The following is an 18,802-nucleotide window of genomic DNA, read 5'->3' on the forward strand; positions in this document are numbered from 1 at the left end:
TCCACCCATCGAGCCGCGTATGAATGATTCGTTGAAGACCCTGCTGGTAATCGCGTTTCTGATCGTCATCGTCTGGAATCTGGGGGCGGGCCTGTATTACCTGATGATCGATCGCGGCCAGACCAAACGCACGGTCAACGCGCTGACGCGGCGCATCGTGGTTTCAGTGGTGTTGATCCTGCTGGTGGCGGTGGGCATCTACAGCGGCTGGATCAAACCGCACGGCGTGGGTGGCTGAAGCAGGGAACAGGGATTGGGGAACAGGGAATGACGCATTGACGAGACCGTTGAGCGAAGCTCGCGAGCGCTTCATTCCCGGTTCCCCAACACCCGCTCCCCGCGCCACTCAAAGCACATAGACGAACAGGAACAGCATCAGCCACACCACGTCGACGAAGTGCCAATACCATGCCGCCGCTTCAAAGCCGAAGTGGTTGTCGCGGGTGAAGTGGCCCTTGGCAGAACGCAGCCACATCACGGTCAACATGATGGTTCCCAGCAGCACGTGCGCGCCGTGGAAGCCGGTCAACATGAAGAACGTTGAGCCGTAGATGCCCGAGCCCAGCGTGAGGTTCAGTTCCTTGTAGGCGTGGATGTACTCCTCGGCCTGGAAGAACAGAAACACGCAGCCCAACACCACCGTTGCGCCCAGCCAGATCAGCAACTGCTTGCGGTTACCCGCCTTGAGCGCGTGATGGGCGATGGTCAACGTCACGCCGGAGGTCAACAGGATCAGCGTATTGAGCAGCGGCAAGCCCCAGGCCGGAATGGTCTGGAACGCACCGCCGATATCGGCCGGCCCGTTGGTCGGCCACGCCGCCGAATAGCCACTCCACAGCAGGTCGTTGGTCATCACGCCCTGGCCTTCACCGCCCAGCCACGGCAGGCCCATGTTGCGCGTGTAGAACAGCGCACCGAAGAACGCAGCGAAGAACATCACCTCGGAGAAGATGAACCAGATCATCCCCATCCGGAACGAGCCATCCACCTGGTGGTTGTAGCTACCCGCCACCGATTCGCGGATGACATCGCCGAACCACAGGAACAGGGTGAATATCAGCATCGCCAGGCCGGCGAAGAACGTCCATCGTCCCCAGCTGGCGTCGTTGAGCCAGCTGGCAACCCCCACCATCAACACCAGCATGGCGATCGAGCCGACGAAGGGCCACTTGCTGTGGCTCGGCACGAAATAGACGTTGGCATCAGGCGTGTTATGGGCCATGGCTTGCTTCCGGGTCCGTGATCAGGGAGCTGCGTGCGCAGCGGTGGCGGCGGATGCCGGCGCCAGCTGCTCGGTCAGCGCATCATTCTTGTAGAACGTGTAGGACAGGGTGATGGTCTTCACGTCGGCCGGCAGATCCGGATCAACGATGAAGCGCACCGGCATTTCACGCTGCTCACCGGCTTGCAGCGTCTGCGCGGTGAAACAGAAACATTCGGTCTTGTTGAAATAGCCAGACGCACGCGCCGGTGCCACCGATGGCACGGCACTGCCGACCAAGGCGCGTTCGCTGTCATTGCGCGCGTAGTACAGCGCCTCGTTCAACTCGCCCGGCACCACGTCCATCGTCAATTTTTCCGGATGGAACGCCCACGGCAGTTTGGAATTGACGCCGCCATCGAACTCCACCCGCACCGTGCGCTTTGTGTCGCCCGCATGCGCGACTGCGCTCTGACTTGCACCGCGCTCCAGTCGTACACCGAACACCTTCTCGCAGGCGATGCGATACAGCGGCACCAGCGAGAAGGTCAGCACGAACACCGCCAGCGCCACGCCGATCAGCCGGACCATGCCGGCATTGCGTGCAGGCTTGGGCGCGGGCGCGTTCAATGTGCGAGCACGCCGGACAGGATGAAGCCGACATACACGGCCACCGCAATCAGCCCCACCACCAGCGCCGTGCGGCGCGAGCGGCGGCGGCGCAGTGCCATCTCGTCAGGCTGCCATTGCTTGTCACTCATGCGCTGCAGCTCCTCAATGGGTGACATCGTCATGGGCCAGGTCGCCCGGCTTGATCACTGGCGGCACGGTGAAGGTGTGTGCCGGTGCCGGCGACGGCACGGTCCACTCCAGACCCTTGGCACCTTCCCATGCACGCGCTTCGGCACGCTTGCCGCTACGCAGCGAGGACAACAGGATCGCCGCCATCATGAACGGGGTGACGAACATGCCGAACGCGCCGATCGAACTGACCAGGTTCCAATCCGCGAACACCGGGTTGTAGTCGGGAATACGGCGCGGCATGCCGGCCAACCCGAGGAAGTGCTGCGGGAAGAACAGCAGGTTGACGAACACCATCGTCCACCAGAAATGCACCTTGCCCCAGAACTCGTTGTACATGCGGCCGGTCCACTTCGGCCACCAGTAGTACACCGCCGCGATCAGCGCCAACACCGCGCCGGTGACCAGCACGTAGTGGAAATGCGCCACCACGAAGTAGGTGTCGTGGTACTGGAAGTCGGCCGGCACGATGGCCAGCATCAGGCCGGAGAAACCACCGATGGTGAACAGGATGACGAAGGAGATCGAGAACAGCATCGGCGTCTCAAACGTGAGCGAGCCTTCCCACATCGTGCTGACCCAGTTGAACACCTTCACGCCGGTCGGAATCGAGATCAGCATGGTGGCGAACATGAAGTAGATTTCGCCACCCAGCGGCATGCCCACCGTGAACATGTGGTGCGCCCACACGATGAACGACAGGAACGCGATGGCGGCCGTGGCGTACACCATCGCCTGGTAACCAAACAGCGGCTTGCGGCTGAAGGTGGGGAGGATCTCGCTGACCACGCCGAACGCCGGCAGGATCATGATGTAGACCTCCGGGTGCCCGAAGAACCAGAAGATGTGCTGGTACATCACCGGGTCACCGCCACCGGCGGCGTTGAAGAAACTGGTGCCGAAGAACTTGTCGGTCAGCAGCATGGTGACCGCACCGGCCAGCACCGGCATCACTGCGATCAGCAGGAACGCGGTGATCAGCCAGGTCCAGCAGAAGATCGGCATCTTCAGCAGATCAATGCCCGGCGCGCGCATGTTGAGCACGGTGGCGATGATGTTGATCGCGCCCATGATCGAGCTGACGCCGGCCACATGGATGGCAAACACGCTGAAGGCGACGTTGTAGCCGCCCTGCAACGACAGCGGCGGGTACATGGTCCAGCCACCGGCCGGCGCACCGCCCGGCAGGAACAGCGTCAGCAGCAGCAGCGTGAAGGCCACCGGCAATAACCAGAACGACCAGTTGTTCATGCGCGGCAGCGCCATGTCCGGCGCGCCGATCTGCAGCGGGATCATCCAGTTGGCCAGGCCGACGAAGGCCGGCATCACACCGCCGAAGATCATCACCAGCGCATGCACGGTGGTCATCTGGTTGAAGAATTCCGGCTTCACGTACTGCAGGCCGGGTTGGGCGAGCTCCAGACGGATCACCACGCTCATCGCCGCACCGACGATGAACATCAGGAAGCTGAAAAGCAGATACAGCGTACCGATGTCTTTGTGGTTGGTGGAGAAGAACCAGCGCTCGAAGAAGCCCTGTTGATGGCCGTGGTGATCGTGGTGATCCACTGCGGAGTTCGCCATTGCAACTACACCTCGTTAATCCAGTTTCCAGGCATCGCGCCGGCCTGCGCCGGCACGCAGTGGGATCAGGCGCCGGTGCTCGCCTGCTCGGCAGGCGCGGCTTCCGGTTGCGGTGTTGCGTCAGTCGCTGGTGCCGCCGGCGCGGCCGCAGGTGCCGCCTCCGGTGCGGGCGCGGGCGCAGGTTTGCGCGAGGCCAGCCACGTTTTGAATGCTTCCTTGGACACGGCCTTGACCACGATCGGCATGAAGCCGTGGTCCTTGCCGCACAACTCCGCGCACTGGCCGCGATAGATGCCTTCCTGCTCGATGTTGGTCCAGCGCTCGTTGATGAAGCCCGGCACCGCGTCCTGCTTCCAGCCCAGTGCCGGCACCCACCAGGCGTGGATCACGTCATCGGAGGTGATGACGAAACGCACCTTGGTATCGACCGGCAATACCAGTGGGTTATCCACATCCAACAGGTAATGCGGATCGGAAGCCACGGTGGGCACCACGCCGCTCTGCCGGACCTCGTCGGACTTGCGGTCCAGGCGGCTGGTGAAGGCGACGTTCTCGCCCAGGTATTCGTACTTCCACATCCACTGATAGCCGGTGACCTTCACCGTCATCTCAGAGTCGCGGGTGTCGTACATCGCGATCAGCTTGGCCGTCGCCGGCCACGCCATCACCACCAGGATGACGATCGGAATGACCGTCCAGATGACTTCCGCCTTGGTGTTGTGGCTGAACTTGGCCGCCACCGCGCCCTTGGACCGGCGGAACTTGAACATCGCGTAGAACATCGCGCCGAACACCAGCACGCCGATCACCACGCAGACCCACAACGCCACCATGTGCGCTTCCCACGCCATGCGCGCGGTATGGGTGACGCCCTTGCCCATGTTGAGCTGCCACTCCTTGGGATCAGCCGACTGCGCCCACGCCGCCGGCGCCAACAGCGCCATGGCTGCCAGCATGAATCCGTACTGCAACTTCCCGCCCCACCCGCTGCTTTGCTTCATGCCTAGACCCTTGACGTCGTCGGTTTGCAGCCATTGCTGGCTGCGAGCAAGCTTTCAAGTGCCGCCGCAAGTTCCCGTCGTTCGGCAGGTGCGAGGAAACTCCCCACTTCCACCTGCTTGCCGCTGGAAACCAGCAGGACCCGTTCCTCTCCGATGACCAGCCGCACCCAATACGGGTGTGCCCGGAACACCGGTGAACTCCCGGCTGCGGGAATGACTTCCACGCAGTCCGGCCCTACCCGGATCTCTTCCCGGCGGTCGCCGCTGCGCCATGCCGCACGCAACGCCCAACCCACCAGGAAGCAATGCACCAACGCGAAGACAGGAGCGAGAACGTTTCCGGACAGCCAAGCCAGGCCTGCCGTGAACACCATCAACCCTGCCAACGCCACAAACAACAGGACGAACTGCCGGGCAGAAAGCGCCCGTGGGGGATGCAGCACCAGTTGCGCATGTGCGCCATCGGCAATGGACCGAAGCACCTGGATCATGTCGCAACCGCGTCCGTATCGCGGAAAACGACTCGATGGTAGCCGTGCCCAACCACACCGGCAAGCTTCCATTCATGGATGTGCAAGATGCTGCAGCGCACACAGAAATTCCGGCTGCTTCGCACAAGACCGTCGGCAATATTGCCGAAATCAGCACAAAATAATCCGCCACCGCGTTTTTCCTTGAATCGCCCTGTACGAAAGGCTTTCAGCAATGAAAAAGGCACTCACAGGGGGCTGGGAAAAAGATCGCCGAGGATTAAAATGGCCCAATTGCACAACCGTGGCCCTAGGCATGCACGCATCCTCATCCAACGCTGTCACCTCACCTGCGCAAGCACTGCTTTCGCCCGAACTGCCACCGGCGCCGTCCGCATTTCGCCAGGCCATCACCGATGCCTGGTTGAAGGACGAAACCCTCCATGTGCGCGAATTGCTGGAGCAGGCACGCCTGCCCGCCAGCGAGCAGGCACAGGTGCAAGCCACCGCCGCCGACCTGGTGCGCCGCGTGCGCGTGCGCGCCAAGAATCAGGGTGCCATTGAAGCCTTCATGCGCCAGTACGACCTCGGCAGCGAGGAAGGCGTGCTGCTGATGTGTGTGGCCGAAGCGCTGCTGCGCATTCCGGACCAGGAAACGGCTGACAAACTCATCCGCGACAAGCTCGGCGAAGCCGACTGGAAGCGCCACATGGGCCAGTCCGATTCGGTGTTGGTCAACGCCTCGACCTGGGGCCTGATGCTGACCGGCCATCTGGTTGATCTGGCCGATGCCACCAAGCGCGATGTGCACGGTGCTTTCAAGCGCCTGATCGGTCGTGTTGGCGAACCGGTGATCCGTCTGGCCGTGCGCCAGGCGATGAAGATCATGGGCCACCAGTTCGTCATGGGCCGCACCATCGACGAAGCGCTGTCGCGTTCGCACAAGGGCGACAACAGCAACTATCGCTATTCCTTCGACATGCTCGGCGAAGGCGCGCTGACCATGAAGGACGCGCTGCGCTATCTGGAAGATTACCGCCGCGCCATCCACGCCATCGGCAGCGACAACATCGCGCGCGGTGGCAAGGCCGACGGCGATGTCACCGCCTCGCACGGCATCTCGATCAAGCTGTCGGCGCTGTACCCGCGCTACGAGCATGCCAAGCGCGAGCGCGTGTTGAACGACCTGGTTCCCGGCGTGCTGGAACTGGCGCAGCTGGCCAAGTCCTACGGCATCGGCTGCACCGTGGATGCCGAAGAAACCGACCGCCTGGAACTGTCGCTGGACATCATCGAGCGCGTCGTCAGCGATGCGTCGTTGAAGGGCTGGGAAGGCTTCGGCATCGTCGTGCAGTCGTACCAGAAGCGCACGCCGTACACGATTGATTACCTCGCCGATCTGGCACGCCGCATTGGCCACAAGCTGCAGGTGCGTCTGGTCAAGGGCGCGTACTGGGATGCGGAAATCAAGCGCGCGCAGGTCGAAGGCCTGGCCGGCTACCCGGTGTTCACCCGCAAGCAGAACACCGACGTCTCCTACATCGCCTGCGCCAAGCGTCTGTTCGGCCACGCCGATGCCATCTACCCGATGTTCGCCACGCACAACGCGGCCACCATCGCCGCGATCAAGCAGATCGCCAAGGGCGGCGTGTACGAGCACCAGAAGCTGCACGGCATGGGCGATGACCTGTATGCCGAAGTGATTCCGGCCGACCGCCTCAACGTGCCGTGCCGCGTGTACGCACCGGTCGGCTCGCATGAAGACCTGCTGCCGTACCTGGTGCGTCGCCTGCTGGAAAACGGCGCCAACTCCAGCTTCGTCAACCGCATCACCGACGAAGACGTGTCCATCGACGACCTGATCCGCGATCCCGTCGAAGCCGTGTCCTCGTTCGCCTCCATCCCGCACCCCAAGATCCCGCTGCCGGTTGACCTGCTGCGCAGCCAGAACCACGACAGGAACAATTCCATGGGCATCAACCTCGCCAACGACAACGACCTGCGTGCCCTCGCCGAGCAGCTCAACGCTGCCGTCAAGCCGTGGCAGGCCGCACCGCTGGTGCCGGGCGCGACCATCACCGGCGCCGCACTGCCGGTCACCAATCCGGCCGACAGCCGCGACGTGGTCGGCCACTGGCAGGCCGCTGACAGCGCCACCGTGCAGAAGGCGCTGGCCAACGCCGTCGCCGCACAGCCGGCCTGGAACCGCACCCCAGCCGCCAGCCGCGCCGCCATCCTCGAGCACGCTGCCGACCAGCTGGAAGCCCGCATCGCCGAGTTCATGGCGCTGTGCGTGAAGGAAGCCGGCAAGAGCCTGCCCGACGGCGTCGCCGAAGTGCGCGAAGCCGTGGACTTCCTGCGCTACTACGCCAAGCAGGCGCGCGAGCAGTTCAGCACCGCCGAGAAGCTCCCCAGCCCGACCGGCGAAAGCAACGAGCTGCAGCTGCACGGCCGCGGCGTGTTCGTCTGCATCAGCCCGTGGAACTTCCCGCTGGCGATCTTCCTCGGCCAGATCAGCGCCGCCCTGGCCGCCGGCAACAGCGTCATCGCCAAGCCGGCCGAACAGACCAACCTGATCGGCTACTACGCGGTGAAGCTGCTGCTCGACGCCGGCGTGCCGGAAGGCGTGCTGCAGTTCCTGCCGGGCGACGGCGCCACCGTCGGTGCCGCACTGACCGCTGACCCGCGCGTGGCCGGCGTGGCCTTCACCGGCTCCACCGACACCGCCCGCGCCATCAACCGCGCGATGGCCGCACGCGATGCCGCCATCGGCGTGTTGATCGCTGAAACCGGCGGCCAGAACGCCTTCATCGCCGACTCCTCGGCGCTGCCGGAACAGCTGGTCAAGGACGCAATCGGCTCGGCCTTCACCTCGGCCGGCCAGCGTTGCTCGGCCGCACGCGTGCTGTTCGTGCAGGACGACATCGCCGACAAGGTGATGGGCATGCTGGCCGGCGCGATGGCTGAACTGAAGATCGGCAACCCGGGCGAACTGTCCACCGACGTCGGCCCGGTGATCGACGCCGACGCGCTGCAGATCCTCAACGACCACGCCGTGCGCATGGACAAAGAGGCACGCCTGATCGCCGTCGCACCGCTGTCGGCCGACGCCGCACACGGCACCTTCTTCGCACCGCGTGCTTACGAACTGAAGGATCTGGGCCAGCTGCACAAGGAGATCTTCGGGCCGGTGCTGCACGTGATCCGCTGGAAGGCCGATCAGTTGGATGCGGTGATCGACCAGATCAACGACACCGGCTACGGCCTGACCCTGGGCGTGCATTCGCGCATCGATGAAACGGTGGATCGCATCGCCTCACGCGTCAATGTCGGCAACGTCTACATCAACCGCAACCAGATTGGTGCGGTGGTCGGCGTGCAGCCGTTCGGCGGCCAGGGCCTGTCCGGCACCGGCCCCAAGGCCGGCGGCCCGCACTACCTGCTGCGTTTCGCCACCGAAAAGACCGTCACCGTGAACACCACGGCGGCCGGCGGCAATGCCTCGCTGCTGACCCTGGGCGACTGATCGCGGCATGTTGATGCAATAACGAAAAGCCCCGCGAAAGCGGGGTTTTTTGTGTCTTGAAAGCAACAAAAAGTCAGCCTGCTTTGGCTTTTGGCTTTTGGCTTTGGCTTTAGCTTTTGGCTTTAGCTTTGGGCTTTTGACATCAGCCCCTCTCCCGCCTGCGGGAGAGGGGTTGGGGTGAGGGCAGCTTTGGCTTTGGCTTTGGCTTCTGCTTCTGCTTTGGCTTCCTCCTCTCCCCTTGCGGGAGAGGATGCCGCAGGCAGGAGAGGGGAAGCGACGAAGTCGCGCTTGCACTTGCACCTGCACTTGCACTCGCCCCCCACTCGCCCATCACCCAAACCCACCCAAACAAAAAGCCCCGCTTGCGCGGGGCCTTCTGCTGCAACCTATAACGCGTTCGATCAGAACTTGTAGTTGATCGAAGCAGCGAGGATGTCGCCGCCCACGTCGTACTTGCCCTGCACCACATTGCCAGTGATCGAAGTGACGTTGATCTTCGGCTCGCTGGTGAACAGGTGGGTGTAACCGAAGTTGAACTCGGTCTTCTCCGACGGGGTCCAGCCCAGGCCAACCGACAGCCACTTGCGGGTCACGTCCGGCACGCGCACGTCACGGTGCTCGACGCTGGTCGGGGACTCGTCATACGCCACACCGCCACGCAGGGTGATGGTTTCAGACAGCTTGTACTCGGTACCGATCGAGCCAAAGGTGGTGTCGTTGTAATGGAAGCCCAGCGTGTTGTCCGGCTGGTTCGACGCGAAGTCCACCGTCACCTGATCGAACGCCGTCTTCCACGCGGTGCGCGACACGTCGCCCATCACGGTCCAACGGTCGTTGATGCGGTGGGTGACGCTCACCGAGAACGACGCTGGCAGAGTTACCGTCGCCTTGCCCGAGCTGTCAATGAAGGTGCCCGGAGCGGTCTGTGCCAGCAGCGCAGCGGTTTCCGGGGTGACCGTGAAGTTGGCCTTGCCGCCGGTGATCTTGTGCTCAACCTTGGAGCGGTAGCTGAAGGCAATGTTGGTGTCTTCAGTCGGGCTCAGCGTGGTGCCAAGCACATAACCGACGGCATTGTTGTCACCTTCGATGGTGACGAAGCCGTCAGCGCTGCCCGGGTAGAAACCCATTCCAGCCATCTGCTTTGCAGCGGCGTCGGCGGCGGCCTTGGCCTGCGCCGGGGTGCCACCTGCGGCGAGCGCAGCGGCAGCGGCCTTCTGCTGGGCGGTACCGTTGATCACCGAACCCATGTCCAGTGCGTTGGACAGTTCAATGGTCAGGTGCTCAACGAACACCGATGCGCCGAACGACACATATGGGTTGACGTCGTAAGAGAACGCCGCGCCCAGATCGATGGCCTTCAGGTCGGTGGTCACGCCGCTGTAGCGGCCCACCCAGTTCTTGTCGTAATCGGTCTTGAAGCCGAACGGTGCGGTCAACGACAGACCAAAATGCATGTTGTCGTTTTCGCCGAACGGCAGGTGGAAGTAAGCGGCCGGAACCGGGGCGATCATGCCGGCGTCGCCGCCGTTGCCGCCACTGATCGGGGTGCCGTTGGAGTTGCGAGCAGCGCTCTTCTCAAAGTCGGCCGAGAAGCTGATGGCGCTCAGGTCGGCCTGGAACTGGCGACCGTCGAGCAGTCGCATCGAGGCCGGATTGGTGGCGATCACCGAAGCGTCGTCCCATGCGCTGGTCGAACCAGCAAACGCACGGCCCAGGCCCTTGGCGCTGTTTTCTTTCAGCTGGAAAGCCGCGCCCTGGGCGTGGCCGAAGGTCAACGCGCCGGCAATGCCGACAGCCAGAGCGGTAACGCGTGCAAATGAAGAAGCGGTCATGTTGGAAACTCTCTCCGTAAGACGTAAGACGATGATGTTCGTTATTGCGCCTGCACCGCCAAGCCGCCGAAGCTGCCTGAAAGTGCGCCGGAGTCCCCTCCCGACATACGACGCCGTATGCAGTATTACCCAGCAACCTTAACTAAACAATAACGACCACCCTTAACTTGGCGCCCCATCATTGCCGGGTGCCGGGTTAGGCTTCGCGCACATGTTCGTCTCCATCCCCTCCCGTAAGAAGCCAGGCCTGCGCTGGGCCGTGCCATTGCTGTTCACGGCGATCTGGCTGGCATTCCTGTGGTCAATCTCACGCCCGGATGAGGCGCGCCGATCGCTGTGGCTGGACTGGGGCGCGCTGTCCACCGGCCTGGCAAACCCCGAGGATTGGTGGGCGGCACTGCGCGACGGCAGTGTGCTGCGGCTGTTCACCGCGCTGTTCCTGCATGCCGACTGGCTGCACCTGCTCGGCAACCTGGTGTTCCTGCTGATCTTCGGGCCGCCGGCCGAACGCATGCTCGGGCCGTGGCGGCTGCTGCTGTTGTTCCTGCTCGGCGGCGCCGCCGCCAACGTCGCCGCCCTGTATGTAATGGGTACGCCTGAACGGACCATCATTGGAGCCAGCGGTGCGGTTTCTGCGCTGATGGGCACCTACTTGGCGCTGTTCCCCGGCGCCCGTCTGGGCCTGGTGCTGCCGCTGGGCCTGTTCCTGGAATTCATCCGCGCGCCCGCCTTCTTGTTGATCGGCGCATGGGCGGCCTTGCAGGTGGTGTTCGCCTACATCGGCCCCAGTTTCGGCATGGTGGCCTGGTCGGCGCATGTGGCTGGCTTTCTGTTCGGCATCATCTACGGGCTGTACGTGCGCGCGGCCATCGCCCGGCGGCTGCGTAAGAGCCACGGCTTCTAGCGGCCGCTTGGCCGACATTTGATGCCGGCTTCCCGTGATGCCGAAATGGGGAAGCGCCTCACGCCCTTCTCTGCCGAAAACCGCACTGACATGCCCGGTGCCTACGTAAAACGGCCCTGCAGTGCAGGGCCGTCCGGTATTACTTGCCGTCGTCGGTCGCCGGCTTGGGCGGTTCGGCATTCGCCGGCGGTGTGATCGGATCAGGCTTGGTGGTTTCCGGCTTCGCCGCGTCGGGCTTGGCGGCGGCAGGTGCCGCTGCTTCCGGCGTTGCTGCTTCAGCCTTGGCCGCAGCGGCCGGGGTTGCAGCAGCGCTGGCCGGCTTGGCCTTGGCAACACTCGCCACCGAGCCCGGCTGCTTGAGCTCACGCAACGCTGACTGCACCGGGCCTTCGCCTGACAACACCACGCCGGCCTTGCTGGCATTCGCTTCGTCGTCACCGCGCAGGTGGCCGGGCAGGCTGGCTTCGCTGTAATCGGCGAGGCTGGCCGGCACGTCCTTGTTCACATCGCTCGGCTCCGGCGCCAGTTCCACATCGGGCACGATGCCGGTGGCCTGGATCGAACGCCCGCTCGGCGTGTAGTAACGCGCGGTGGTGAGCTTGACCGAATCCCCGTTGTCCAGCGGCAACACGGTCTGCACCGAGCCCTTGCCGAAGGTGCGGCTGCCGATCACGCGGGCGCGCTGGTTGTCACGCAAGGCACCGGCCAGCACTTCCGACGCACTGGCCGAACCGGCGTCCACCAACACCATCACCGGCGCGCCCTTCATCAGGTCGCCCGGGGTGGCATCGAACTTGGCATCGCTGATCGAAATGCGACCGCGCGTACTGACAATGCCGCCCTTGTCGAGCAGGTCATCGGCCACCTGCACCGCAGCGGTCAACAGGCCGCCGGGATTGCTGCGCAGGTCGAGCACCAGGCCCTTCAACTTGCCACCGGCCTGCGCCTGCAGTTGGCCCAGGTGCTTCTGGAAATCGGCGCCGGTGTCGGCCTGGAAGGTACTGATGCGCACATAGCCATAACCGGGCTCAAGCATCTTGCTGCGCACACTGGTGACGCGGATGGTCTCGCGCACGACGGTGACGTCGAACGGTTTGGCATCACCGCGCTCAATGGTCAGCACCACCTTGCTGCCGGCCACGCCACGCAGCGGTTCCATCGCCTCGATCGCGCTGATCGGTTTGCCGTCGATGGCCACAATCAGGTCACCGGCGCGGATGCCGGCACGCGTAGCCGGTGTGTCATCGATGGGCGACACCACTTTGAGCACGTTGTCCTGCTGTAGCAGTTCCACGCCAATGCCTTCGTAGGCGCCGGTAGCCTGCTCGTCGAAGGCTTGCGCGTCTTCCTTGTCGAAGTAGGTGCTGTGCGGGTCCAGCTCCAGCAGCAGGCCGCGCACGGCCGACTGCATCAACTGCTTGTCGTCGACCGGTTCCACATAGGCGGCGCGAACCGCGTTGTAGACCGCGACGAAGCGGCGGATTTCATCCAACGGTACGCGTGAGGTCACCGATTCCTTGGCATCAGGGTCGTCCGCCGTGGGCGCTTTGTCCGACGCGCTCTGCGCCAGCGTTACTGCGGGGGACAAGGCCAATAGCAGGGCAGCAACAAGACGGGCTACACGCATGAACCACTCCATGAGAAAACGGATGCACGCCAAGCGTGCTGGTCCCGATTATGCGCGAAGCCCGGCTAAATTCTCGTTGAACCGGAGGGCTGGGCGATGCACGCAGCCAGCCACGGTAAACCCGCCATCCGTGTCCCGTTCACGATCCATCGTGCCGCCCTGCCGCGATTGGCCTGCCGAACGAACGTCGGCTTACTGCCGCTGCAGCCAGGTCGTCGGATCCACCGGCTGGCCGTTGCGGCGCAGCTCGAAGTACAACGCAGTCACGCCCTGTCCACCGGAATTGCCAACCTTGGCCACCGATTCGCCACGACGTACGCGCGCGCCGGCATCCCGCAGCAACGCATCGTTGTGTGCGTACAGGCTCATGTAGCCGTTGCCGTGATCGACGATCAGGATCATGCCGTAGCCGGTCATCCAGTCGGAAAACACAACCGTGCCGTCGGCCACCGCCGTCACCGTGCTTCCGGCCGGTGCGCCGATCAACACGCCAGCGCTGTTGCGGCCATCCGGTAAACGGCCGCCGTAGCGCGCCAGCAAGTTGCCCGACAAGGGCCAGCCCAGCCCACCCACGCGTGGCGCGGGCGCATTGGCCACCACCCGTGGCGGCGTCTTGCCCGCTGCAGCGCGGGGCGGTGCGCGCCCGGCGGTGCCGGTGTTGGCGGCTTTCTGCCGTGCCTCTTCCGCCGCAGCACGGCGGGCAGCGGCACGGCGCTCGGCTTCCGCCCGTGCCGCCGTCGCGCGCAGGTTCGCCAACAACCGTTCCAATGATTGCGCATCCTTGCCCAGCGCCTTTTCGCGCTCGCTGCGGTCCTGATAACGCTGGTCCAGCTCGCTCAACAGCGAAGCGCGCTGGCGGCGATCCTGAGTGAGGGCCATGGCCTGCTGCCGCTGCTGCGCACGCGCCTGCTCCAACTCCTTGCTGCGGGCAATGATCTGCTGCTCGGTGCTGTTGAGCGTCTGCAGATCGGCCGTCAATGCGGTGATCGCCTGAGCGCGCTCGCGCTGCATATAACGGTGATAGGCCAGTTGACGGTTCGCATCGGCCACCCGGTCCTGCGACAGCAGCAGTTTCAGCGGCGCGTGGTTGCCCAACTGATAGGCGCTTCGCAGCAAGCTGGCCAACTGCTGACGTTGGCGTGCCAGCCCGCTCTCCAGTTCAACCTTGCGCTGCTGCAGTTCCACCAGCGCCTGCTGTTCGCGGCGCACCGCCGCTTCGGTTTCGGCCACCGCGCGGCCGCTGCGGGCGACCTTCTGGTCGGCATCGCGCAACTGCTGCTGGGCGTCACCGCGCTGCGTTTCCAACTGGCGGCGCTCCTGCGAAACGCCCTTCAACTCGCCGCGCAGCGCCTGCAGTTTTTTCTCGGCATCGCGTGGGGTGTTCTGCGCCAGCAACGGGCCCGCCACCAGCGCCAACACCAGCAGGCCGCCTGCGCTCCAGCGCGGCAGGGCCCGGAGCCGGTCTTGACGGCGGTGGTAGCAAGTCTGGCGCAATGGCTTTCCAGTGACTTAAGGCAGGTGCGGATTGTAACCAAGCGTGGTGCCATCGGCGCCTGTCCCCGGAATACCCAACCAAGGCGATTCCCATGAAACGCATTCTTCTGTTGCTGGCCCTCGCCGCCTCCGCACCGCTGGCCATGGCCGACGATGACATCAGCAAGGTCAATGGCAGCATTCAAACCACGGCCGGGAACAGCTACCGCGATCTGGACACGGTGAACGGCAGCATCCAACTGGCAAGCGGCGTGAACGCGCGCAGCGTGGAGACGGTGAACGGCAGCATCCGCGTCGACGACAACGTCACCGCGCGCAGCATCGAAACGGTGAACGGTGCTATTCGCGTGGGCCGCAACCTGGTGTTGTCCAGCGGTCTGGAAACGGTGAACGGCAGCATCTTCGTCGACCGTGGTAGCCGCATCGGAGGCAACGTCACCACGGTGAATGGCGGCATCGGCCTGGTCGCTACGGAGCTCGCCGGCGATATCGAAACCGTGAATGGCGACATCACCGTCGGCGTCGATTCGGTGGTCAAGGGCGGCATCAAGGTGGAACGCCCGTCCTTCGGCATTTCGTTCAAGGCGCCGCGCAAGCCGCGCGTCATCATCGGCCCGAATGCGGTGGTCGAAGGCGCGCTGCAATTTGAACGCGAGGTCGTGCTGTATGTGCATGACAGCGCACGCATCGGCCCGGTCACCGGCGCAACGGTTCAGCACTTCAGTAGCGAAACCGCGCCAACCAACTAAGTCTCGTTCGCCGCTTCGGCCTAGAATCGGGGTTCGACTGCAAAACGGAGTTTCCATTTCCATGCCACGCAAATTGTTGTTGTGTCTCGCCGCCAGCGCGGCGCTGGTTGCCTGCAAACGCGACGCCGAAGCGCCAGTCGCCACGGCGCCCGCGCCCGCCCCGGTGCCGGCGCACACCTTTGCCAGTGCGATCAATGCCGCCGACTTCGGCGAGCTGGTCAAGACCTTGGCTTCGGATGAATTTGAAGGCCGCGCGCCCGGCAGCAAGGGTGAGGAACTCACGGTCAATTACATCCGCGACCAGATGCAGCGCATTGGCCTGCAGCCGGGCAACGGCGACAGCTGGTTCCAGGACGTGCCGATGACCGAAACCACGGCCGACCCGAACACCGTGCTGAATATCCAGCGCGGCGACGCCAGCGAAGTGTTGAAGTTCGGCACCGACATGGTCATCGGCACCCGCAGCGGCCAGCCGGAAATCAAGATCGACGCCAGCGACCTGGTGTTCGTCGGCTACGGCGTCGATGCGCCCGAGCAGAACTGGAACGACTACGCCGGCCAGGACTGGAAGGGCAAGACCGTGGTCATGTTCGTCAACGACCCGGGCTTCCACGTCGATGACGCCAAGCTGTTCGACGGCAAGCGCATGACCTACTACGGCCGCTGGACCTACAAGTTCGAGGAGGCCGCACGCAAGGGCGCTGCCGCCGCACTTATCGTCCACGACAGCGCCGGCGCTTCCTACGGCTGGGACGTGGTCAAGAACTCCTGGGGCGGCGCGCAGTACGACCTGCCGGCCAGCGAGGACAAGGAACCGCGCCTGCAAGCGCAGGGCTGGCTCAGCGCCGAGGCCGCGACCAAGTTGTTCGCCGAGGCCGGGCTCAACCTCGACAAGGCCTATCGCGACGCCAACAAGCGCGGCTTCAAGCCGGTGCCGTTGCAGGCCAAGCTCTCGCTGGACCTGAAGAGCACCATCGCCGAGAAGAAGTCACGCAACGTGGTGGGCGTCCTGCCGGGCAGCAAGCGTGCCGATGAAGCAGTGCTCTACATGGCGCACTGGGATCACCTGGGCAAGCACGAAGGCGAGGAAGGCGACAACATTTACAACGGTGCCGTGGACAACGCCACCGGCGTGGCCGGCATCCTGGAAGTGGCCGACGCGATGGCGCACCAGGCAACGCCGCCGGAGCGTTCGGTGGTGTTCTTGGCGGTCACGCTGGAAGAATCCGGTCTGCTCGGTTCGCAGTACTACGTGAACCACCCGACTTTCCCGCTCAACAAGATTGCCGGCGTCATCAACATCGACGCGATGTCGGTCAATGGCCGCGCCCGCGACATGACCGTCACCGGTTTCGGCAGCTCGGAGCTGGAAGACATCCTCAAGCCGCTGGCCGCCAAGCAGAACCGCACCCTGCACGCTGAAAGCTCGGTGCAGAGCGGCTTCTACTTCCGTTCCGATCACTTCCCCTTCGCCAAGGCAGGCGTCCCGGCGCTGTACGCCGATGGCGGCGAAGACCTGCTCGATGGCGGCGTCGAAGCCGGCAAGCGCGCAGCCGAAGCCTACGGCAAGGACCGCTACCACGGCCCGAAGGACGAGTTCGACGCGGCCACCTGGAAGCTCGACGGCACGGTCGAAGACCTCGAACTGCTGTACGGCGTCGGCAGCCAGCTCGCCGCAGGCGCCACCTGGCCGAATTGGTACGAAGGCAACCCGTTCAAGGCCAATCGCGACACAATGATGAAGGATCAAGCCAGCACACCGGCAAAGTAATCCTCAACCAGCAACAACAAAACGGCGCCCGATGGGCGCCGTTTTTCCATCTGTCGTTCCAGCAGACTGTCATTCCAGCTGATCGCCCCCGACAGAAAGGCGACGATGCACCACTGCCTTGCGCCAGCAAACCGACAGCGCAAGCACAGCTAAAGCCGCTCTCCCGTTCACGGGACCTGATTAGCGTCGAGTCTCAGCAGGCTGCCGGATTTCATGTTCCGGCAGCTCCCTGGCGTGAATCAGCGGCCTCAGCGAGTTGACCGATCATTCCCGCCAAGTCGAAGCGATGATTGAAGCGGTATTGATAGGCGCACAGGTAGCGCTGGGCATATGTGTCGAACTTCGAGGCGTGATAAGTGCCGCTCAAGGCGGTCTTGAGGTTGCCCAGCACGGTGTTGACCCATAGCAAGCGTGGCTGCTGTACCGCTTTTCGTCCCGTGCCCACGACGATGGCTCATGCGTCATGCCCGCCCACTGCACGCCAGTGAACGCACTCAGGCCGTCGCTGACCAGGTGCGTGCCCGGACGCAGCGCCTGCTCTGCCCAGTGAAGCACTGTATCGCGGTAGAAGCTGCGAACCCGATCCAACCGCAGGTAGTGCGGTAGGCCTTGATGCTGGCCTGCCGCAGCGATGGAGGGCACTTTGTTTTTCCACTGCTCGGCGCCGCCGCCGCTGGAGCGCTCGCCACCCAGGTGCGCAGCATCCATCTGGACGTACGCATCAGCTTGCGCCCTGTTTCGGCATTCGCCATGGCCGCCATCAGCTTGTGCTTCATGCGCCACGCGGTGCGATAGCACAGCCGAAGTGCCGCTTCAGCTCCAGCGCCGACACTCCATTCTTGGCATGGGACACCAGGTGAATGGCCAGCCATCACAGCCGCAACGACATCGCCGTGTCGGTGCACGTCTATCAGCGCAGCCTGCAACGCAGCCACGTCTTCGAGCCAGTCAACGGCAAACCCCAGTGGTTCCAACGCGAGACACGCTCGCTACAGCTGGATTCCTGACGGCAACTTTTCAGCTACCCGCACCGCCCGCATCGATGTCCCCAGATGCCACGCTCCTTCCCTTCTCCCGTCAGCGGGCCGACAACTCGGCAGGACTACCGAGTTGCACGGCGAAGCCGCCCGAAAGCACACGGCTGCGCCGAATGCGGGTGCCCCGCAAGGGCGCGCCGAGGATCTACTTGAGCCCACCCGACCAAGCGGCCCTCCAACAAATCTCTCAGCGCAAGCAACGTAAAGCCCCTCTCCCTTCACGGGAGAGGGGTTGGGGAGAGGGCGAACGAAGCAGCAGCCCTGCAACTCCCCCAATAACCCCCAGCGCCCAACCAGCTCCCCGCCGGCCCGGCAGCCGCACGTTCAGACCTGCGCCAAACCGCGCGTCATTATCCCCAGGCGGATATTCCACTTACTCCAGAGCCGCCCGTCGTCGTCCCCTAAAAGTTTCCCTTCCCACTTTCCCCCGCCCAAACAAAAACCCCCGCTGCTGGGCAGCGGGGGTTTTGCGTTTAAATCCTGGCGATGACCTACTCTCGCATGGCTTAGGCCACACTACCATCGGCGCAGCTACGTTTCACTTCCGAGTTCGGGATGGGATCGGGTGGTTCCATAGCGCTAATTTCACCAGGAAGACGGTAGGAGCGGCGCGCTGCGCCAGCTCGAATTCGGTTCCTTGCAAACTGCAGGGCCGGTAATAAACCGGGGTACTACATGAAAAGTAAAACCCCGTTGCATTGGCAACGGGGTTTTGGGTAAAAACCCTGACGATGACCTACTCTCGCATGGCTTAGGCCACACTACCATCGGCGCAGCTACGTTTCACTTCCGAGTTCGGGATGGG

At 63.8% G+C, this 18,802-nt stretch carries 15 protein-coding genes, 2 rRNA genes and 1 pseudogene; 6 read left to right on the forward strand and 12 right to left on the reverse strand.

From position 1 onward, the window contains the following. Positions 1 to 19 precede the first annotated feature (19 nt). Complete coding sequence (locus ACREP4_RS14520; RefSeq protein WP_431596893.1) at positions 20 to 238, forward strand: twin transmembrane helix small protein; 219 nt, start codon at positions 20 to 22, stop codon at positions 236 to 238. Positions 239 to 346: 108 nt separating this feature from the next. Here ACREP4_RS14520 and ACREP4_RS14525 read toward each other — a convergent pair whose 3' ends face one another. The 6 genes from ACREP4_RS14525 to ACREP4_RS14550 all read right to left on the reverse strand — a co-directional run bounded on the left by ACREP4_RS14525 (position 347) and on the right by ACREP4_RS14550 (position 5,078). Next, a complete protein-coding gene (locus ACREP4_RS14525; protein WP_431596894.1) occupies positions 347 to 1,222 on the reverse strand; it encodes a cytochrome c oxidase subunit 3 in 876 nt (291 codons plus the stop codon). A gap of 21 nt (positions 1,223 to 1,243) precedes the next feature. After that, a complete protein-coding gene (locus ACREP4_RS14530; protein ID WP_431596895.1) occupies positions 1,244 to 1,831 on the reverse strand; it encodes a cytochrome c oxidase assembly protein in 588 nt (195 codons plus the stop codon). Beyond that, positions 1,828 to 1,962, reverse strand: coding sequence for a hypothetical protein (locus ACREP4_RS14535; protein WP_431596896.1), 135 nt, complete (start codon positions 1,960 to 1,962; stop codon positions 1,828 to 1,830). The genes ACREP4_RS14530 and ACREP4_RS14535 overlap by 4 nt, the downstream gene beginning before the upstream one ends. Before the next feature lie 13 nt (positions 1,963 to 1,975). Then, positions 1,976 to 3,586, reverse strand: coding sequence for a cytochrome c oxidase subunit I (gene ctaD / locus ACREP4_RS14540; protein WP_431596897.1), 1,611 nt, complete (start codon positions 3,584 to 3,586; stop codon positions 1,976 to 1,978). A 65-nt stretch (positions 3,587 to 3,651) separates the two neighbouring features. Next, the gene (gene coxB / locus ACREP4_RS14545) at positions 3,652 to 4,587 is read right to left on the reverse strand and encodes a cytochrome c oxidase subunit II (RefSeq protein ID WP_431596898.1); all 936 of its coding nucleotides are present in this window, start codon (positions 4,585 to 4,587) and stop codon (positions 3,652 to 3,654) included. A 2-nt stretch (positions 4,588 to 4,589) separates the two neighbouring features. Next, a complete protein-coding gene (locus tag ACREP4_RS14550; protein ID WP_431596899.1) occupies positions 4,590 to 5,078 on the reverse strand; it encodes a DUF2244 domain-containing protein in 489 nt (162 codons plus the stop codon). A 295-nt stretch (positions 5,079 to 5,373) separates the two neighbouring features. Between ACREP4_RS14550 and putA the strand changes: the two genes are divergently transcribed. Further along, a complete protein-coding gene (gene putA, locus ACREP4_RS14555; RefSeq protein WP_431596900.1) occupies positions 5,374 to 8,583 on the forward strand; it encodes a bifunctional proline dehydrogenase/L-glutamate gamma-semialdehyde dehydrogenase PutA in 3,210 nt (1,069 codons plus the stop codon). Positions 8,584 to 8,984: 401 nt separating this feature from the next. On the opposite strand, the gene ACREP4_RS14560 is transcribed toward putA, so the two are convergent. Beyond that, positions 8,985 to 10,415: an outer membrane protein transport protein gene (locus ACREP4_RS14560; RefSeq protein WP_431596901.1), complete on the reverse strand. Its 1,431-nt coding sequence runs from the start codon at positions 10,413 to 10,415 to the stop codon at positions 8,985 to 8,987. Positions 10,416 to 10,626: 211 nt separating this feature from the next. Between ACREP4_RS14560 and ACREP4_RS14565 the strand changes: the two genes are divergently transcribed. Continuing rightward, the gene (locus ACREP4_RS14565) at positions 10,627 to 11,319 is read left to right on the forward strand and encodes a rhomboid family intramembrane serine protease (RefSeq protein ID WP_431596902.1); all 693 of its coding nucleotides are present in this window, start codon (positions 10,627 to 10,629) and stop codon (positions 11,317 to 11,319) included. Positions 11,320 to 11,458: 139 nt separating this feature from the next. Here ACREP4_RS14565 and ACREP4_RS14570 read toward each other — a convergent pair whose 3' ends face one another. Together ACREP4_RS14570 and ACREP4_RS14575 are read right to left on the reverse strand one after the other, a co-directional pair. Further along, positions 11,459 to 12,946, reverse strand: a complete 1,488-nt coding sequence (locus ACREP4_RS14570) for a S41 family peptidase (RefSeq protein ID WP_431596903.1) — start codon at positions 12,944 to 12,946, stop codon at positions 11,459 to 11,461. A gap of 192 nt (positions 12,947 to 13,138) precedes the next feature. After that, positions 13,139 to 14,440, reverse strand: coding sequence for a murein hydrolase activator EnvC family protein (locus tag ACREP4_RS14575; protein WP_431596904.1), 1,302 nt, complete (start codon positions 14,438 to 14,440; stop codon positions 13,139 to 13,141). Between the two features lie 92 nt (positions 14,441 to 14,532). On the opposite strand from ACREP4_RS14575, the gene ACREP4_RS14580 reads away from it, so the two are divergent. Then, the gene (locus tag ACREP4_RS14580; protein WP_431596905.1) at positions 14,533 to 15,189 is read left to right on the forward strand and encodes a hypothetical protein; all 657 of its coding nucleotides are present in this window, start codon (positions 14,533 to 14,535) and stop codon (positions 15,187 to 15,189) included. A 61-nt stretch (positions 15,190 to 15,250) separates the two neighbouring features. Then, positions 15,251 to 16,960: a M28 family metallopeptidase gene (locus tag ACREP4_RS14585; RefSeq protein ID WP_431596906.1), complete on the forward strand. Its 1,710-nt coding sequence runs from the start codon at positions 15,251 to 15,253 to the stop codon at positions 16,958 to 16,960. A gap of 211 nt (positions 16,961 to 17,171) precedes the next feature. Here ACREP4_RS14585 and ACREP4_RS14590 read toward each other — a convergent pair. Next, positions 17,172 to 17,668 (reverse strand): annotated as a pseudogene (locus ACREP4_RS14590) (transposase). Positions 17,669 to 17,820: 152 nt separating this feature from the next. Between ACREP4_RS14590 and ACREP4_RS14595 the strand changes: the two are divergent. Further along, positions 17,821 to 17,967 carry a hypothetical protein gene (locus ACREP4_RS14595; protein WP_431596907.1) on the forward strand — a complete coding sequence of 49 codons (147 nt, stop codon included), beginning with the start codon at positions 17,821 to 17,823 and terminating at the stop codon, positions 17,965 to 17,967. Positions 17,968 to 18,475: 508 nt separating this feature from the next. Here the strand turns inward: ACREP4_RS14595 and rrf (ACREP4_RS14600) are convergent. After that, positions 18,476 to 18,590 (reverse strand): 5S ribosomal RNA (gene rrf, locus ACREP4_RS14600). Positions 18,591 to 18,720: 130 nt separating this feature from the next. Further along, positions 18,721 to 18,802: ribosomal RNA gene (gene rrf, locus ACREP4_RS14605) — 5S ribosomal RNA — on the reverse strand; the annotation flags it as partial.

It is taken from the genome of Stenotrophomonas sp., assembly GCF_050737575.1.
GTDB lineage: Bacteria > Pseudomonadota > Gammaproteobacteria > Xanthomonadales > Xanthomonadaceae > Stenotrophomonas.

Coding starts and splice junctions, on each gene's coding strand:
- coxB (WP_431596898.1), bottom strand. CDS start 4,587: ATGAAGCAAAGCAGCGGGTGGGGCGGGAAGTTGCAGTACGGATTCATG.
- ACREP4_RS14535 (WP_431596896.1), bottom strand. CDS start 1,962: ATGAGTGACAAGCAATGGCAGCCTGACGAGATGGCACTGCGCCGCCGC.
- ACREP4_RS14580 (WP_431596905.1), top strand. CDS start 14,533: ATGAAACGCATTCTTCTGTTGCTGGCCCTCGCCGCCTCCGCACCGCTG.
- ACREP4_RS14550 (WP_431596899.1), bottom strand. CDS start 5,078: ATGATCCAGGTGCTTCGGTCCATTGCCGATGGCGCACATGCGCAACTG.
- ctaD (WP_431596897.1), bottom strand. CDS start 3,586: ATGGCGAACTCCGCAGTGGATCACCACGATCACCACGGCCATCAACAG.
- ACREP4_RS14570 (WP_431596903.1), bottom strand. CDS start 12,946: ATGCGTGTAGCCCGTCTTGTTGCTGCCCTGCTATTGGCCTTGTCCCCC.
- ACREP4_RS14595 (WP_431596907.1), top strand. CDS start 17,821: ATGGCCAGCCATCACAGCCGCAACGACATCGCCGTGTCGGTGCACGTC.
- ACREP4_RS14585 (WP_431596906.1), top strand. CDS start 15,251: ATGCCACGCAAATTGTTGTTGTGTCTCGCCGCCAGCGCGGCGCTGGTT.
- ACREP4_RS14520 (WP_431596893.1), top strand. CDS start 20: ATGAATGATTCGTTGAAGACCCTGCTGGTAATCGCGTTTCTGATCGTC.
- putA (WP_431596900.1), top strand. CDS start 5,374: ATGCACGCATCCTCATCCAACGCTGTCACCTCACCTGCGCAAGCACTG.
- ACREP4_RS14565 (WP_431596902.1), top strand. CDS start 10,627: ATGTTCGTCTCCATCCCCTCCCGTAAGAAGCCAGGCCTGCGCTGGGCC.
- ACREP4_RS14525 (WP_431596894.1), bottom strand. CDS start 1,222: ATGGCCCATAACACGCCTGATGCCAACGTCTATTTCGTGCCGAGCCAC.
- ACREP4_RS14560 (WP_431596901.1), bottom strand. CDS start 10,415: ATGACCGCTTCTTCATTTGCACGCGTTACCGCTCTGGCTGTCGGCATT.